The organism is Herbidospora solisilvae, assembly GCF_009901565.1.
Taxonomy (GTDB): domain Bacteria; phylum Actinomycetota; class Actinomycetes; order Streptosporangiales; family Streptosporangiaceae; genus Herbidospora; species Herbidospora solisilvae.
Window position 1 is genome coordinate 800130 of record NZ_WXEW01000002.1, and the last position, 14144, is coordinate 814273.

At 70.0% G+C, this 14144-nt stretch carries 13 protein-coding genes; 7 read left to right on the plus strand and 6 right to left on the minus strand.

From position 1 onward, the window contains the following. Nucleotides 1–105: 105 nt before the first annotated feature. Nucleotides 106–1269, minus strand: a complete 1164-nt coding sequence (locus tag GT755_RS09320; RefSeq protein ID WP_456319068.1) for an SDR family oxidoreductase — start codon at nucleotides 1267–1269, stop codon at nucleotides 106–108. Between GT755_RS09320 and GT755_RS09325 the strand changes: the two genes are divergently transcribed. After that, entirely contained in the window at nucleotides 1193–2059 is an 867-nt protein-coding gene (locus GT755_RS09325; RefSeq protein ID WP_161479273.1) for a helix-turn-helix domain-containing protein, read from the plus strand. The two genes, GT755_RS09320 and GT755_RS09325, sit on opposite strands and share 77 nt — an antisense overlap. Here the strand turns inward: GT755_RS09325 and GT755_RS09330 are convergent. Next, nucleotides 2010–2417, minus strand: a complete 408-nt coding sequence (locus tag GT755_RS09330; protein ID WP_030454114.1) for a hypothetical protein — start codon at nucleotides 2415–2417, stop codon at nucleotides 2010–2012. The genes GT755_RS09325 and GT755_RS09330 overlap by 50 nt on opposite strands. 266 nt (nucleotides 2418–2683) lie before the next feature. On the opposite strand from GT755_RS09330, the gene GT755_RS09335 reads away from it, so the two are divergent. After that, nucleotides 2684–3220: an RICIN domain-containing protein gene (locus GT755_RS09335; RefSeq protein WP_161479274.1), complete on the plus strand. Its 537-nt coding sequence runs from the start codon at nucleotides 2684–2686 to the stop codon at nucleotides 3218–3220. Between the two features lie 61 nt (nucleotides 3221–3281). Then, nucleotides 3282–4235, plus strand: coding sequence for a hypothetical protein (locus GT755_RS09340; protein WP_161479275.1), 954 nt, complete (start codon nucleotides 3282–3284; stop codon nucleotides 4233–4235). Between the two features lie 249 nt (nucleotides 4236–4484). Here the strand turns inward: GT755_RS09340 and GT755_RS39365 are convergent, their stop codons facing one another. Beyond that, the gene (locus GT755_RS39365; protein ID WP_328794264.1) at nucleotides 4485–6356 is read right to left on the minus strand and encodes a ricin-type beta-trefoil lectin domain protein; all 1872 of its coding nucleotides are present in this window, start codon (nucleotides 6354–6356) and stop codon (nucleotides 4485–4487) included. Nucleotides 6357–6471: 115 nt separating this feature from the next. After that, nucleotides 6472–7500, minus strand: coding sequence for a LacI family DNA-binding transcriptional regulator (locus GT755_RS09350; RefSeq protein WP_161479276.1), 1029 nt, complete (start codon nucleotides 7498–7500; stop codon nucleotides 6472–6474). A 56-nt stretch (nucleotides 7501–7556) separates the two neighbouring features. Between GT755_RS09350 and GT755_RS09355 the strand changes: the two genes are divergently transcribed. Next, on the plus strand, nucleotides 7557–8450 hold the full coding sequence (locus GT755_RS09355; RefSeq protein WP_161479277.1) for a GNAT family N-acetyltransferase: 894 nt from the start codon (nucleotides 7557–7559) through the stop codon (nucleotides 8448–8450). Here GT755_RS09355 and GT755_RS09360 read toward each other — a convergent pair. Then, the gene (locus GT755_RS09360; RefSeq protein ID WP_161479278.1) at nucleotides 8447–9769 is read right to left on the minus strand and encodes an MFS transporter; all 1323 of its coding nucleotides are present in this window, start codon (nucleotides 9767–9769) and stop codon (nucleotides 8447–8449) included. The two genes, GT755_RS09355 and GT755_RS09360, sit on opposite strands and share 4 nt — an antisense overlap. Before the next feature lie 71 nt (nucleotides 9770–9840). Here GT755_RS09360 and GT755_RS09365 point away from each other — a divergent pair, with 71 nt between their 5' ends. Further along, nucleotides 9841–10680, plus strand: coding sequence for a helix-turn-helix transcriptional regulator (locus tag GT755_RS09365; RefSeq protein ID WP_161479279.1), 840 nt, complete (start codon nucleotides 9841–9843; stop codon nucleotides 10678–10680). A 68-nt stretch (nucleotides 10681–10748) separates the two neighbouring features. On the opposite strand, the gene GT755_RS09370 is transcribed toward GT755_RS09365, so the two are convergent. Then, nucleotides 10749–12848 carry a M6 family metalloprotease domain-containing protein gene (locus GT755_RS09370; protein WP_235966208.1) on the minus strand — a complete coding sequence of 700 codons (2100 nt, stop codon included), beginning with the start codon at nucleotides 12846–12848 and terminating at the stop codon, nucleotides 10749–10751. Between the two features lie 107 nt (nucleotides 12849–12955). Between GT755_RS09370 and GT755_RS09375 the strand changes: the two genes are divergently transcribed. Together GT755_RS09375 and GT755_RS09380 are read left to right on the plus strand one after the other, a co-directional pair. Further along, complete coding sequence (locus GT755_RS09375) at nucleotides 12956–13744, plus strand: phosphotransferase (protein ID WP_161479280.1); 789 nt, start codon at nucleotides 12956–12958, stop codon at nucleotides 13742–13744. Between the two features lies 1 nt (nucleotide 13745). After that, complete coding sequence (locus tag GT755_RS09380) at nucleotides 13746–14114, plus strand: DUF2203 domain-containing protein (RefSeq protein WP_161479281.1); 369 nt, start codon at nucleotides 13746–13748, stop codon at nucleotides 14112–14114. Nucleotides 14115–14144: the final 30 nt, after the last annotated feature.

Sequence of the window (14144 nt, forward strand, 5' to 3'; positions counted from 1 at the left end):
CCAGTCGCTCACCCGGCCTACCGTAGCTTCTTGTCAAACTGACACAAAATTGGATGGCATAGGTAGTGACGATGTGGCTGTTTGGCAGGTGCCGTGACGAAACGTTTAATCGGCCACGCTATAAGGGCTGGGCTTGATCATGCTGTCCGCGCCCGCCCTGATCGCCTCCTCGGCGTCGCGGGGCCGCCATCGCAGCACACTGCGGGCCCGCTCGCTGGAGACCTTCTTCGCGGGGCCGGAGTCGTCTTCGCCCGGCGGGAAGAGGGTCGCGAGCCCGGGAACGGAGTCCGCGAGGTGGGCGCTCAGGACGGCGGCGATCTGCCGCACCGTAAGGGCCGGGCCGCTGGACAGGAGGAACCGCCGGCCCGCCGCCGCGGGCTCGGTCATGGCCAGGACATGGGCGCTCGCGACGTCGCGCACGTCCACGATCGGGATCCACATGCCGGGCGGCGCGGCCGGCTCGCCGTCGAGCAGCCGCTGGACGATGTGGTTGGCGCCCGAGACGTCGGCGCCCATGATCGGCCCCATCACCGCGACCGGCAGGAGGGTGACCAGTTCCATCGGGCCGTCCGCCGCGAAGTCCCAGGCCGCCCGCTCTGCGAGCGTCTTGGCCCGGCCGTAGGCGTCCATGCCGGGGCCGTCCAGGACGGACCAGTCCTCCTCGGTGAAGGTGTGGTCGCTGGGCGGGTGGCCGAAGCCGACGGCGTGGAAGGCCGACGTGAGCACGACCCGCCGGACACTGGCGTCGCGGGCGGCCCGCAACACGCGCAGGGTGCCCTCCCGCGCGGGGGCGATCACCTCGTTCTCGTCGTCGACCGGTCCGAGGCGCACGGGAGAGGCCACGTGGAGCACGAAGTCGACGCCCTCGACGGCGTCGGCCCATCCCTCGTCCGTCATGAGGTCGGCCGCGACGAAACTCAGGTCGCCGTCGGCCATGCCGGCGTCGGCGAGCACCGCCCGGACGGCGGCCTCCCCCGTCAGGGACCGGACGGTGGTGCGGACGGAGTAGCCCCGGTCGAGAAGCTGAAGGATGCAGTGTCCGGCGATGAAGCCGGATCCGCCGGTCACGAGAACACGTTGGCGAGTCATGGCCGCATCGTCCGCCGCCCGGCTCCGGCCGAGCCAGGTCCCTCCCGACACTGGTAGTGACGGGGACAGGCAGGCATCCGGCCACCCCGCATACCGTGAAGGCATGACCGTCGAGCCGAACCTGCTGGGCGAGTACCTCCGTGCCCGGCGCGAACTCGTGACCCCGGAGCAGGTGGGCATCCCGTCCCTGGGCACCCGGCGGGTGCCGGGGCTGCGGCGCGAGGAGGTCGCGATGCTCGCGGGGATCAGCGCCGAGTACTACCTGCGGCTGGAGCAGGGCCGCGACCGCCACCCCTCGGTGCAGGTGCTGCGGTCGATCGCCCGGGTGCTGCGGCTCGACGACGACTCCTACCTGCTCGGGCTCGCCGAGGAGAGGCCCCGCCGGGCCCGGCGGCGGCCCCGGAGGGAGGTCGTGCCGCCGAGCACCGCCCGGCTGGTGGCGTCACTGCCGTATCCTGCCTTCGTCGAGGGGCGCTACCTCGACGTACTGGCCGCCAACGCCCTCGCCACCGCACTGTCGCCGCGGCTGCGGGTGGGCGGCAACCGGCTGCGCGACGTCTTCCTCGATCCGGCCGAGCAGGCGCTGTTCCCCGACTGGGAGCGGGCCTCGGCGGTGCTGCTCGCGGGGTTCCGGCAGTCGGTCGGCGGCGACATCGACGATCCACGGTTCATCGAGCTCGTGGGGGAGCTCTCCCTGGCCAGTGAGCACTTCCGCCGGTTGTGGGGACGCCACGACGTCGCCGGGCGGCTCGGCGCCACGCTCACCTTCAACCATCCCCAGGTGGGGGAGCTCAGGCTCGACCGCGAGAAGCTGGCCATCAGCGGGACGGACGGTCAGATGCTCGTCGTCTACCATCCCGAGCCGGGCACCGAGGGCGCGGAGAAGCTCGCCCTGCTGGCCTCGGCCACGGTCACGCCGGTCAGATCGTCGGCTCCAGGATGTCGTACTGGCGGTACGGCAGCGGAGTGATCACCGTCAGCGACCCCTTCTCCTTGTGCTTGGCCGCCTTCCACAACGCCCCGAACGTCGCCTTCAGGTCACGCAGCGGCTCCGGGTCGAGCCCGTTGGCGATCGCCAGCCGGTGACACACCACCACGAACGTGTGGATGAACCGCCAGTCGGGCAGCACGTCGCGCCGTCCCGACAGGTAGTCGGACAGGGTCGAGTCGGGTAACCGCACCCAGCCCGCGTTCTCCTCCTCCGCGCACAGGGCGGCGGCGGCCTTCTCGACCTCTTTGAGTGACGGGTTGCCGGCGTCGACGCGCAGGCCGACCGACGTGTCGCGGAGCAGGTCTCGTGAGGCCTTGCCGGCGAGCTCATCACGCATTGGGGGGATCCGTTTCTGGACGCGGTGATAACCGTGGCAATTGTGAGAGTAATACCTGTCGTGATGGCATGCACCATTGATTACTGATTTTCGATCGGTGAGCCGATGTGCGGATATGGCGAGGAAATTCCGGTGATATCCGTGAACGTCCGGGGTCATCCGGCCACGTCCGGGCGTGCGGAAAATCCCAGGTCCGACGGTATCCGGCGGAGGGTGTGTATAAGTGGAGCCGGAAGGGCGTCCGCCTGGGAAAGGGGAAGCCGACTGTGCGAAGCATCGTGCCGATCGTGGTGGTCTGTCTGCTGGGGGCCGCGAGTCCGGCGTACGCCGACCACACCACCGACATCCGCGTCTACAACCGGATGGACGGCAGCCGCCTCGCGGTGGCCGACAACGGCACCGCCGAGGGCGCCCGGGTGATCAGCCTGCGGTCGCCCGCCTGGCAGTACACGACCGCGCGCTGGACGGTCGACGAACGGTCCGACGGCTACACCGTCTTCAAGAACGAACTGGCCAACAAGTGCCTCCAGCCGGGCACCGCGAACCCGGTGGCCGGCGACGCCCTGGTCATCCGCACCTGCGACGGGTCGAAGCTGCAGGACTGGTCGCGCCGGGCCGAGGAGACCTACGCCGACACGCCGACCGGGTGGGGGACCTTCCGGCCCCGGCTCAACCCGGGCCTGGCGATCACGATCGCGACGTGGGAGGCCGGGGGGAGCCGGGACTCGCTCTACCTCGACGCCGACCAGAACTCCACCGACCGGCTCTGGCGGCTCGCCAGGGGGAACAACACCTGGTGGTAGACGGTTCCGGCGTGGAACGTGCCGTTTCACGCCGGAACGCCCCAGGAGTAACGTTCGCCGAATGCGTCTCCTGTTACCCGCCGTCCTGCTCGCCTCCGTGCTCCCGGCGGCGCCGGCCCAGGCGGCGGCCGTCCAGGTCATCGGCAAGGGAACCCCCGAGAGCTGCACCTCCCAGGCGGTCGTGAACGCCGTGGCGAAGGGCGGCACCATCCGGTTCGCGTGCGGGCCGAAGCCGGTCACGATCAAGATGACCGCCACCGCGAAGGTCCGCAACACCAGCCGCGACGTCGTCATCGACGGCGGCGGCAAGGTCACCCTCAGCGGCATGGGCAAACGCCGCATCCTCTACATGAACACCTGCGACCGGGCCCAGGTGTGGACCACCTCCCACTGCCAGGACCAGGCCACCCCGCGCCTGACCATCAAGAACATCGGCTTCGCCGACGGGAACTCCATCGGACAGCGCGCCGAGGGCGGCGGCGGTGGCGCGGTCTTCGTCCGGGGCGGCCGCCTGTCGGTCAGCAACGCCACCTTCACCCGCAACCGCTGCGAGGCGAGCGGCCCCGACCTGGGCGGCGCGGCCATCCGCGTGCTCGACCAGTACCGGGACCTGCCCGTCACCGTCAGGAAGAGCCGGTTCACCGACGGCACGTGCGCCAACGGCGGCGCGCTGAGCAGCATCGGCGTCTCGTGGGTGGTCGTCGACAGCGTCTTCACCGGCAACCGCGCGACCGGCACGGGCGCGAACCCGGCCCGCAGCGGCAAACCGGGCGGCGGCAGCGGCGGCGCCCTCTACATGGACGGCAACCTCTTCACCGTCAAGATCAGCGGCTCCACCATCCAGAACAACCGCGCCAACGAGGGCGGCGGCGCGATCTTCTTCGTCAGCAACGACAACACCGGCACCCTGCACATCACGAAGTCGAAGCTCCGCAACAACCCGAGCCTCGGCTTCGAGACCTCCGGCTTCCCCGGCATCTTCTTCAAGGGCAAGGGCAAACCGATCGTTAGTTGACCCCCTAAAACCGCTTTTCTCCGTTACGGCTCCCGCCCACCCCGGCACCGCCCGCCGCCCGGCCTCCCGCCGCACCCGGCGCGAACCGGCCGCGCGGTGAGCGGCCGTCGACGAGCAACTCAGACCACCCGAAAAAGCAGGGGCTTCACCCGCCAGACCCGGTCATGAACAGCCGAGACGACCGACCGGAACACGAAGATGGCCGGACCCCCCGAGGTCCGGCCACCCCTTCACTCCCCATTCAGATGGCTATGCGTTCCATTTCTGGTTGGCCGCGCCCGTGCAGGTCCAGATCTGGAGCCTGGTCCCGTCGGCGCTGGAGTTGCCCGTCGCGTCGGCGCACTTGCCGGACACAGGGTTCACCAGGTCCTGGCCCGAGGTGTACGTCCACTGCTGGTTGGCCGTCCCGCCGCACGTCCACAACTGGAGTTGCGCGCCGTTGGCGGTGCTCTGGCCGGTCACGTCGAGGCACTTGCCGAAGGCGCGGATGGTGCCGTCGCCGGGGCGGGTCCACTGCTGGGCGGCGGTGCCGTTGCAGGTGTAGAGCTGCACGGCCGCGCCGTTGGCCGTGCTGGCCCCGGCCACGTCGATGCACTTGCCGCCCAGTCCGGTGATCTGACCCGTCGTGCCGCCTCCGCCGCCGCTCTGGGTGCCGGTCCAGGTAAAGGTCGCGGTGGTCCGGGCAGGGAGGGTGTAGGTGAAGGCCTGGCCGCCCCAGTTGACGCGGACCGACTGCGCCGACGTGGTGCCGTTGTGGGCGATCAGGGCCTTGGAGCCGTCGGTGTTCTTCCAGGCGACGTTCTGGACGGTGCCGTTGGCGGTCGAGTCGATGCGGGCCGCGCCGGGCTTGACGAACTTGGTCAGGTGGCCGGTCGTGTAGTACTCGATCGTGTTGTCCACCTGCCCGGCGCGGGCGCCGCCCTCCTGGACGGTGACCAGGCCGGTGCAGACGTCGCAGCCGCCGTTGTGCGGGCCCATCGACTGGTTGAGGGCGAGCGACCACTTCACGATGCTCTTCGACCAGTTGCGGGTGTAGTTCACGATGTCGGACATGTCTTCGTTGTGCTGGTTGCCGATCCAGGTGCCGCCCGAGTGCTCGGTCGAGAACTGGTTCACGTTCGGGTACTGGTTGTGCACCTGCGTGCCGACGTTGGGGTCGCCGAAGTAGCCGTGCCAGGCGATGCCGGCGAAGAGGGGGTCGTTGCGGACCGCCGGGTCGGCCAGCAGGCCGGCGCCGATCTGGTTGTAGTCGCCGTAGTTCCAGTCGTGCACCATCACCTTGGTGGTGATGCCGGCCGCGCGGAAGGCCGGGTAGATGTGGTTCTTGGTCAGCTCGACCAGGCCGGAGGAGTTCCAACTCATGCCGGGGTAGTTCATCGCGGTCGGGTTGCCCGCCTGGCAGCAGTTGGGCTCGTTCTGCACCGAGACGTAGTCGACCGGCACGCCGATGGCCTGGTAGCTCTGGATGTACTTGACGAAGTACTGGGCGTACATCGAGTAGTACTCCGAGCGGAGCCAGCCCATCTGGTCCATCCGGCCGTTGTCCTTCATCCACCCGGGGGCGCTCCACGGCACGCCCTTCACCCGGAGTTGCGGGTTGAGCTGCTTGGCCTGCTGGGTGAGCAGGCGCACGTTGGTGTCGTAGCCGTTGGCGCCGAAGTCGTTGAGGTTGCAGCAGGTGTCGTCGAGCGAGACGTTGCCGGGCCTGGACAGGTCGGAGGCCCCGATCGGGTTGCGCACGAACGACAGGCCGATGCCGTCGACCGGGTGGAACAGGCGGCGCATCACCGCGTCGCGGGTGGCCGCGCTGATCGCGCCGCCGCGGAACAGGTGGGCGGTGGTGTCGGTGATCGACGCGCCGCCGCCCTCGAAGGTCTGGTAGGTCGTGTTCTCGTTGACCGTGATCGTGTGGGTGGCCCCACCGGCGGTGGTGCCGAAGGTGACGGGCGACTGCTGCTGGAGGCCGCGGGTGACGTTCCGGCCGCCGCCGTCGGAGGTGGTGGTGAGCCAGATGTTGACGGTCTCGTTGGCGGCGTACGCGGCGGGAGTGGCCGTCATCAGGGCCGCGGTGGTGACGAGGGCGGCGCCGATCGCGACGGCCCGGCGAAGGGGAGGTAACACCGTGATTCCTTTCGCGGTCCGCGGGACGCCGGCTGGCGGACCATGTAACAAATGAAACAGGAAAGAAACCTTGCTGTGCGCCACAGCACAACACGCACGGGAAAACCTGTCAAGGTCAGTGTGAAACAGATGGAACAGACGGGACCGGTCCAGTGGATCCCCGCACCACCAGCTCGGCGCCCAGCGAGACGTGCAGCGCCTCGACGGCCTGCCGGCCGAGGATCCGCATGAGCAGGGTGACCGCCGTTCGGCCCATCTCTTGCAGCGGCTGACGCACGGTCGTCAGCGCCGGGGTCGTCGCGCGGCTGACGTCGATGTCGTCGAACCCGGCGATCGACAGGTCGCCGGGGATCGACAGGCCGCGCTCGGCGGCGGCCCACATGGCGCCGACGGCCATCTTGTCGTTGAACGCCACCAGCGCCGTCGGCCGCTCGGGCAGGTCGAGCAGTTCGGCCGCGGCGCGGTGGCCGTTGCGCGTGTTGGGCTCGACGACCGCCCGGGTCAGTTCAGGCGCGGGCAGCACGCCCGCCCCGGCCAGCGCGGCGGTGTAGCCGGCCAGGCGGGCCTCGGAGGCCAGCCACTCGACCGGGCCGCCGATGATGCCGACCCGGCGGTGCCCCAGGCCCACCAGGTGGGACGTCACGGCCCGGCCCCCGGCGAAGTGGGCGGCCGACACGGCGGCCATGTCCTTGGCGGGCGGGGTGCGGGGGTCGACGACGACGAAGGGGAAGCCGCGATCGCGAAGCCGTACAAGAACCGACGGCTCCTCCGGAGGCAGGATCAGGATCGCGCCCGCGATCCCTGAGCGGCCCGGCAGGGTGCCCAGCGTCTCGGCCGGCTGGGCGGCCTCGCCCGCGTTGAGGATCATCTGGCGGCCGTGCAGGTCGATGGTCTCGGCGACCGACGACACGATCAGGCCGAAGTAGTCGGTCAGCAGGTAGGGGCAGCGCACGAACACCGCCCCGGCGGCCTGCTCGGCGCGCGGCCGGGGCGCCTGGTCGCCGAGGCGGCCGACGGCGGCCAGCACCAGCTCACGGGTGTGCGGCGCGACGTTGGCCTGCCCGTTGAGCACGCGGGAGACGGTGGCGATGGACAACCCGGTCGCCGCCGCGACGTCGCGGACCGTCGCCCTGTCTCTGGCCATACCGTCTCCAATGAATTCGCAAGCCACCGACAAGCGGGCAATCCTATAAAAGAGCCATGGAACTCACGCGGCCCAAACCGGCGGACGCCCAGGCGATCCACGCCCTGATCGCCGAACTCGACACGATCGTGGTCGGGCGGCCCGACTCCACCCTCGACGACATCGCCGACCTGCTCGTCGACCCCGACTTCGACCCGGCGACCGACGGCTGGCTCTGCTACGAGGACGGCCGCCTGACCGGCTTCGGCCAGGCGATGCGCAAGGGCCGCAGCGACGAGGTCATGCTCGACGTCCGCGCCCGCACCACCGCCGCGGCCGAGGCGTTGTGGGAGCGGGTCCTGGGCCGCTTCACCGGCGTCACCGCCGAGATCGGGGTGTACGCCCAGGACGCCGCCCAGCGGGAGGCCGTCGAGTCGCGCGGTTTCACCTACGCGACGACCTTCCACCGCATGCGCATCGACCACCACGAGCAGCCCGAAGTGGTCTTCCTGCCCGGCGTGACCGTGGAGGCCGGCGCCTGGGACAAGGAGAGCATGCTCCGCGACGTCCACGACGTACTGGAACGCGGCTTCGCCGAGCACTTCGGCGCCTACGAGCGCACCTACGACGAGTGGTACGAGTCGCGCGCGGCGTCCAGCTCCACCGACTGGGGCCAGATGCTGCTGGCCCGCCTGCATGGGAAACCGGCCGCAGCCCTCATGGGGACCGACAACTTCGTCCCCGACGAGAACTGCGGCTACGTCCAGCGGCTGGCCGTGCTGCCCGAACACCGCGGCCGTGGCCTCGGGAAACTGCTGCTCAGTCGGGCCTTCGCCGCCGACTTCCGGCGCGGGCGGGTCGGCACCATCCTCGACGTCGACACCAACAACGTGACGCCCGCGCTGGGGCTGTACACGTCGATGGGCATGCGGCCCTACATGGCCCTCGACATCTGGCGGGCCCGCCTCTAGTCCTGAAGCCACCTGGCCGCGACGGCGGACGCGAACGCGGTCGCGGCCAGGCATACCATCGTGACCGAGATCGACCCGGTCGACAGGAACAGCGTCCCGAACGCGGCCACCCCCACGACCTGCCCGAGCTGCAGCATCATCGCGAGCAGGCCGCTGGCGTCCGGCGCGTCGGCGGGCGCCACCCGAGCCAGCGCGACCGTCATGAGCGGGCTGAACGCCCCCGCCATCCCGGCCCCGATCACCGCCAGCACGATCAGCAGGTACGGCAGCCCGTGCCCGCCTCCGGAGAACACCCCGGCCAGCGCGACCAGCCCGAGCCCCACCACCACGGAGGCCGACACGATCAGCCGCCGGTGCAGCCTGGCGGGGATGCGCTTCCAGTTGATGCTCACCAGCCCGAACGCCCCCGCCATCGGCACGAAGGTCAGCCCCGCCCGGAGCGGGCTGTCGTGGAGGTCGTGCTGCAGGTGCAGGGCGTTGGAGAACAGGAATCCGCCGTACACGGCCATCACCCCGAAGATCGCGACCCCTGCCGCCACGAGCCCGGGCACCCTGAGCAGCCGGCCGGGGATGAGCGGATGCGCGACCCGGCGCTGGATCACCACGAACCCGGCGAAGACCAGCAAGCCCGCGATCATGACCGCCCAGCCGCGCTCCAGCACGAGCGGCACCACGACGAGGCTCGTCGCCAGCGACAGGGTGAGCAGCCCCGGCAGGTCGAGCCCCCGGCCGGGCTGGGGCTCGTCGGCGGGCAGATTCCTGGCCCCGAGCCAGAGCAGCGCCAACCCGATGGGCACGTTGACCAGGAAGATCGGCCGCCACGAGGTGCCGAACAGGTCGAGCGTGACGAGCAGGCCGCCGAGGATCTGCCCGCCGACCGCCGCGAGAGAGATGACGGCCGCGTAGACGCCCAGCGCCCGCGCGCGGCCCGCCTGCGGAACGCCGACCTGGATGAGACTGAGCACCTGCGGCACCATCAGGGCGGCTCCCGCGCCCTGGAGCAGCCGGAAGGCGATGAGGGTGGCCGCCCCGGGCGCGATCCCGCACAGCAGCGACGCCACGGTGAACACGGCGAGCCCGGCGAGGAACCACCGGCGATACCCCGACCGCCCGCCGAGACGGGCGCCGGTGATGAGCAGCATCGCGTACGCGATCGTGTATCCGGCGACGATCAACTGGAGCTCGGCTCCGGACGCCGCGAGATCGGCCTGGATGGTGGGGGCGGCGACGTTGACGATCGACACGTCGAGGATCGCCATGAACTGACCGGTCAGGATGAGCCCCAGCAGAGGGCGCGACCGGGTTTCTACGAGGGACATGCCCTGTATGGTGGCTCTGCGCTTATCCAGTTACTAAGAGCCTGCTTATCCTGGTATTGGGGCTACCACCTATGGTCCGCCACGAACTCGCCGCCTTCCTGAAGAACCGCCGCTCCCGCATCTCCCCGGCCGACGTCGGCCTTCCGCCCGGCACCCGCCGCCGCACCCCCGGCCTGCGCCGCGAGGAGGTCGCCCAGCTGGCCGGGGTGGGCGTGACCTGGTACACGTGGCTCGAACAGGGCCGCCCGATCAACGTCTCGGGCCAGGTCCTCGACGCCGTCGCCCGCACCCTGAAGCTCGACGCGGACGAGCGCGAGCACCTCTACCGCCTGGCCGACGTGCCCGGGGGAGTGGCCGGCGGCCCCGCCGACGACGAGCTCGACCAGGCCGTCCGCGACATCCTCGCCGGGCTCGACCCACTGCCCGCCGCCGTCTACAACGCCCGCTACGACGTGCTGGCCTGGAACCAGGCGTACGCGGCGATCTTCTGCCGTATGGTGACGGTCCCCCGGTGCGAGCGCAACGCGCTCTGGCAGATGCTCATCGGGCCGTCGTGCTGCGCAGTGATGATGAACCGCGAGGAGGAACTGCCTCAGATGGTGGCGACCTTCCGCGCGGCCTACGCCCGCCACCTCGGCGAACCGGCGTGGACGACCTTCATCGACCGGCTGACGGTGGAGAGCGCCGAGTTCGCCCGGATGTGGGCGACCCACGACGTGACCCGGTCGTGGCGGCGGACGAAGATCCTCAAGCATCCGGCGGTGGGCCTGCTGAACCTGGCCAGCACGAGCCTGGCACTGGGTTCCCCGGCCGAGTCGAGGGTCGTGGTGTACACGCCGGCCGACGACGCGAGCCGGGCCAACGTCCAGTGGCTCTACGAGCACAAACCGGGCCTCGACCACGACCACTGAGCGAGGCGGACGAGAAAAGGGCGGCCCCTGGGGAGAGGGGCCGCCCTGGTCTCACGTGAGCGGGATGACTACCGGCCGACGGCCAGGCAGGTCGCCGTGGCCTTCTTCGTCGGGTCGCTCTCCGACGTCGCGGTCAGCTTGATCGTGCCCAGCAGGCTGCCGCCCTTGGCGCGGATCGCGTGGACCGGCACCGTCACCTTCTTGCCGAACTCGGCCGAGGTTAGGAAGTTCGGCACGTTGACCGACCAGCCCTTCCCGTCGACCGTGGTCGAGAGGCGGTACACGTCGCTCTTGGTGTAGGCCGAGACGTCCTCGGGGTGCGCGGCGGTCGAGGCCGCCGCCTTGCCCGTGTTCATCAGCTGGAACTTGCAGGTCGCCATGCCGTCGCCCAGGGTCACCCCGGCGGCGGGGAGCACGCGCACGCCGCGCTTCTGCGGGCCCGAGCCGTCCAGCGAGCGCACGGCCACCTTGTAGGACAGGGTGCCGTCCTCGGCGCGCTTGAGGTCCAGGACGTAGAAGTGCAGGCGGTTGGCCTCGTCCTTGAACTCGTACTCCGAGCCCGAGTCGGCGCCGGCCTTGAACAGGGCGTCCGAGAGCTGGCGGTAGTCGCCGATCGTGATCGGGACGGCGGTGCCGTCGGGCAGGACGTAGTCGGTCATGCCGATGTCCTGCGGGTTGGCGTCGACGACCCACTCGAACGGCGCGGAGTCCTGGTCCTTGGTCTTGGCGATCAGGACGCCCGAGTCGGGCGTGAACGAGTCGGCGCCCATGCGGTCGACGACCTCGACCGTGTAGTTGTTGTAGTTGCCGCCGTCGCACAGCGGGTCGGTCTGCCACTGGCAGGCGGGGGACTTGTCGCCGCTCTGGAAGGCGATGTTGACGCCCGACAGGCCCGTGGGGCCGGGCTGGACGACACGGGCGGTCACGTCGGCCACCACGAGGCCCGACTCGTCGAGCTGGTCACGGTTGAGGCGCAGCACGTTCTGCTCGTCGACCATGTTCAGCTTGATCTTGTTGCGCAGCATGTGCTGGGCGCCCATCGAGCCGCCGCCGGTCGGCGGGATCAGCCAGCGGCTGTGCGGGCCGCCGGGGCCGTTGAAGCTGCCGCGGCTGAGCATCTCCCAGATGCCGGTGTACGCCCGGCGTACCGGAACCCCATAGGGGTTGTTGTAGTTGTCGGCGATGCCGAAGATGTGCGACAGCTCGTGGGCGTACACGCCCATGCCCGAGCTCTCGGCCTGGACCGAGTCGACGCCGAAGCGGGCGTTCGGCCAGAAGGTCGAGCCGGCCTGCCAGGAGGTCCAGTCGACGTAGCGGGTGGCCGACCAGTTGGGCAGGGCCGGGTCGTCGGGACCGAACTCGTCGGTCACGTCCTCCTTGGTCGGGAACTTCATCATCCCGAACTCCTGCCAGGTCGACGACTCGTCCTGACCGGCGCTCAGGTAGAAGACGAAGTCGAACTGGTCGGCGACCTCCTGGCCGACGGCGTTCAGCCACGCCGTGTTGCCGTCGGTGCGCAGGTTCTTGTTGCAGGTGTCGCCGGCCGGGCACGCGGCCCGCTGGTACTCCAGCGCGTACTCGTGGTCCTTGCCCGGCATCTGGTAAGGCCCGAAGCCGGTGAGCTCGACGCCGATGCGGCCGCCCGAGTCCTCCATCCAGTACTCGTGGATGGTGTGGCCCTTGTTCAGGTCGTTCGGGGTGTTCAGGAAGTCCTGGTAGAACTTGGCGACCTGCTCGCGCGGGATGTCGTGGGCCTGCGCCGACGGGTTCTTGAACACCGTCGAGCCCTGCGGCTGCGTCACGACGAACGGCTGGTTCGGGTAGTCGAGCAGGACCAGGGCGCCCTTGAAGGTGCGGTCGCTGCCCTTCACGCTCGGGTCGTTCCAGTTGGTGCCGGGAGGCTTCTTGTAGTCCGACCACGTCATGTGGTCGGGGTTCTCCCAGTTCTGCGGGTCGATCGGCTTCGGCATCTCCGCGTGACCGCCGAGCTTGCGCGTCATGGCGGCCGGCTCGTCCTGCTGCCAGGGCTGGGTCTGGGGCCAGTGGTCGTACCGCCACGGGGTCTCCGTGTCGGGGAGGGGTTCAGCGGCGAACGCTTGGGTGGCGTTCGCTAAGGCGAGGGGTGCGAGCAGCGCTGCCGCGACCAGCAGCCTGAGGGGGCGTTTCATAAAATGTCACGTTATATAAGCGCGTTTGGGGGATCAACCGTCACTCTGTTAGTACTCAAGTCATGCTCACGCCTCCCCGGGAACTCCCAGCCGATCTTCTCCGGACTGTGATCCAGCGGTCATGGAATCTGGACACGACGGGGCTCGGCTACCTTCCCGTGGGCTTCGGCAGCCACCACTGGACGATCGGCGACGAGTGGTTCGTGACCGCCGACGACAAGCCCCACGACGCGCTGGCGGCGGCGCTCAGCGCCGTCCCGCCCTCCGTCGGGGTCGCGCCGGCCGCTCCTCTGGTGACCGTCGGGCGGTGGACGCTCCAGCTCTACCCGTACCTGAAGGGAGAGAGCTTCGAATGGGGGGAGTTCCGCTCGCCCGAACACCGCGCCGCGACCCTCCGCATGGTCCGCGAGGTGCACCGCTCGCCCGTCTGTCAGGCCCGCTTTGACACGTTCCACATCCCCGGGCGCGCCGCCGCCCTGGCCTTCACCCCTGGAGAGGGCCCGTTCGGCGCCCGCGCCGCCGACCTGCTCGCCGGGTGCGCCGAGGTGCTCAGATCCCACTTCGGCCGGTACGACGCCCTCGTGCGCGACGCCCTGAAGCTGCGTGACCGGATGGTGCTCACACACGGCGAGCCCCATCCGGGCAACACGATGCGCACCCGCGACGGCTGGCGGCTCATCGACTGGGACACCGCCCTGATCAGCCATCCCGAGCGCGACCTGTGGCTGCTGGAGGAGACCGAGGGCGCGCTCCCGTGGCTGCTCGACCTCTACCGGCTGCGCTGGCGGCTCAACGACGTCGCTGAGGAGGCGCGGAGGTTCACCCTGCCCCACACGGGCAGCGACGACGACGCGTTCGGCTGGACGATCCTCCGCGACACCGTGAATGATCTCTGATATGGATCGAACCTTCGACCTCGACGAGGCCGACGCCCTGATGCCCGAGGTGCTGGCCCGCGCCATCGTTCTCGTGGACCTGCGGGCCGACCTGGCCGAGCTGACCCTCGACCTGCGCGCCTCCGGCCACTCCCGGCTGGGCGGGCTGGCCGAGTCGAAGGCCTTGGAGGCGCGGCTGGCCGAGACGATCGGCTGGTTCACCGAGACCGGCATCGAGGTGAAGGGCCTGGCCCCGTTCCTCATCGACTTCCCGTCGGTCCTCGACGGCGAGTCGGTCCGGTTGTGCTGGCTGGAGGGCGAGTCGTCGTTGTCGTGGTACCACCTGACGGCGCTGGGTTTCGCCGGCCGCCGCCGCCTGCCTGTCTCTTAGGCAGATTCACAAAGCGAGACGCGGACGGCC